Here is a 2,335-nt window from a genome sequence, read left to right as displayed (position 1 = left end):
CCCTAAAGCGTGTTTTGTTTTTTACTCTCTGTTGTGCGCACAGAAAACCTTTCTGCGCTAACGTTTACCGCATATCCGAGCGATCGGGGAGCCTTTCTCAAAAAAAAGTAGCCATTTCCATAGGAATAGACCAAGCACAATACAGCCGTATAGAAAGTGGAAAAGTAGAACCTACTGTATCATCATTAGAAAAAATAGCAGAAGCTTTAAATGTAAAAGTATATCAGTTTTTTGAAGAAGATACGATTGATATTAATTCGTTTGAAAAGACCATTATAGAAAAGGTACAATTAATTGAAGAATTAGACGAAGAAGAACGAAAATCTATTTACAATATCATTGATATAGCTGTAAGCAGAAAACGGCTTAAAAACAATCTTACAAAGGCTTTAGACAATCTTTAACCCACAAAAAAACACGCCCTAAAGCGTGTTTTGTTTTTTACTCTCTGTTGTGGGCACAGAAAACATTTCTGCGCTAACGTTTGCGTTGAGCCAAGATTGCGTATATCACTTTGTGTCATATCCGTTGCGACGGGATAAACACCATCTGGAGCAATTAAAATTCCTGCGCCAGAATTACCTGTAACTCCAGCACCTCCTGAAACTTGCTTCCCAATTAGCACAACTTCTAATCCTTCTAATTCAACACCATCAATAACTCTGTTCTCACTAAATGCATAAGGCGAATTCCATGGATATTTTGCTTCAAGTGGTTACTTTATTATACGTAAATCCCCATTTATCTCTATTATCTTAGTTGTTTTTTTGCTTTTAGCTAAATAGCTCCTTGTCATCAAATAAATGTTTTCATTGAAATAAAAATTAAAAGAGTTTATAAATATTTTATTTTTTCGCAAATAAAAAAAGGCACCTGGTTTTATTAAAAAAAATAATTCTCCATTTGTTACATATCTAAGCTCTTCTAACAAATTTTTAAAAGCAATATTTGCAACTTCTTCATTTGAATAAGTAATTTCAATTATTTTGTTATTCCCATTTATCAATGAACTATCCTTACCTTTTAAAAAAGAATTATTTAATGAATAAATTTTGATATATGATATATGTTCATTAGAAAAGTAATCAATTTTATCCTGTTTATAATTGAAAGCATTGATGAATTCATTTTTTAAGATTTCTTTGTGATAAATTTTTTCACAAAGGATGTTCCTATCTAATATTTGTTGAGTAATTATCTTTTGAGAGTAATTTACTTTGTATAAAAAAAACAAAAATAAAGTTAGCTTATTCATTATATTTTTTTAATCTTTTAAATTAGCTCCTACAACATTTGATCCTGCCGGCAAATAGTTAAGTGTCCCTCTTCTATTTGTCAAACCATGAGAATCCATATAAAACAGTCCTTGTATTTTTCCTGAAGAGTCAAAATCATATTTGGTAAATGAAAAACTATGTCCCCCTTCTGACATATCCAAATTATTTGGTGAAAACCATAACTGCAAAGGGGCTCCAATTTGTAAAGCACCATTCCAAATATCCTCTTTAGTAACCTTGCTAGCTAATCCTTTATTAATAAAAGGAGCTGCGGCACCATAACCTAAATTATTCCCAGTAATTGAGGCGGCTACTTTGTAGTCTATACTTCCAATCTTAGTATTTATACCTTCTTTTCCCGAGATAGTTTCATAAATATTGTCTGTTCGACAAATAGTGCTATAAAAACAAACCCCTCCTGTATTTAAAACTTGATTAACCATATCACCTGTTTTTTTAGTTATATCAAGAGTTTCCTCGTTATTTTTCCCTCTCCAAGGCATTTCCAAACTAACATCTTGTTTTGGTAAATTTGAATAATGATTAATCAGAGAAATACCCCATTTTGTTTCTTCAGTTTGTTGTTCAGATCTATTTCCAGTTTCACTCCAAACATTATTATTATGATACAAGTGTTTTCCAATGTTATAATAAAAAGACCCTCCAAGTTCAACCATAGGCACATTATTTATTTTGAGTCCATTTCCAAAATCCAAATCTGTATTATCAGGGTTTGAATTATTAGCAACGGCACCTCCACTAGGAATATTTGGATTATTAATTGGTAAAAATTCCATACCTTCAAGTTCTATACCATCCATTACTCTATTCTCGCTAAAAGCAAAAGGAGAATTATGAGGATACTTACTTGTCAAAGGATCCACAGCAAAAAATCTCCCCACCCTAGGGTCATGCATACGGTACTCGTAATTCAACGAATTCCCTTCCCCTTTCAACTCATCATCTTTTTCCTGACCTTGGAAACCGTATCGGTAACCTTCAGGTTGGGCACTTCCGTGTCTGTTAGGAATTAGGCTTCCAAAAGGGTAATACTTTAT

At 32.4% G+C, this 2,335-nt stretch carries 3 protein-coding genes; 1 reads left to right on the top strand and 2 read right to left on the bottom strand.

Annotated features, from left to right (window positions below):
• The coding region (locus B0A78_RS14140; protein WP_211282058.1) for a helix-turn-helix domain-containing protein at positions 1–404 on the top strand (404 nt) is incomplete at its 5' end.
• Between the two features lie 311 nt (positions 405–715).
• Here the strand turns inward: B0A78_RS14140 and B0A78_RS14130 are convergent.
• Entirely contained in the window at positions 716–1,255 is a 540-nt protein-coding gene (locus tag B0A78_RS14130) for a hypothetical protein (RefSeq protein ID WP_097609796.1), read from the bottom strand.
• A gap of 9 nt (positions 1,256–1,264) precedes the next feature.
• On the bottom strand, positions 1,265–2,335 hold a 1,071-nt coding region (locus tag B0A78_RS14125), incomplete at its 5' end, for an RHS repeat-associated core domain-containing protein (RefSeq protein ID WP_317044858.1).

Source organism: Flavobacterium columnare NBRC 100251 = ATCC 23463 (assembly GCF_002530675.1).
Classification (GTDB): Bacteria; Bacteroidota; Bacteroidia; order Flavobacteriales; family Flavobacteriaceae; genus Flavobacterium; species Flavobacterium columnare.
This window is presented reverse-complemented; position numbering and strand designations above follow the sequence as displayed.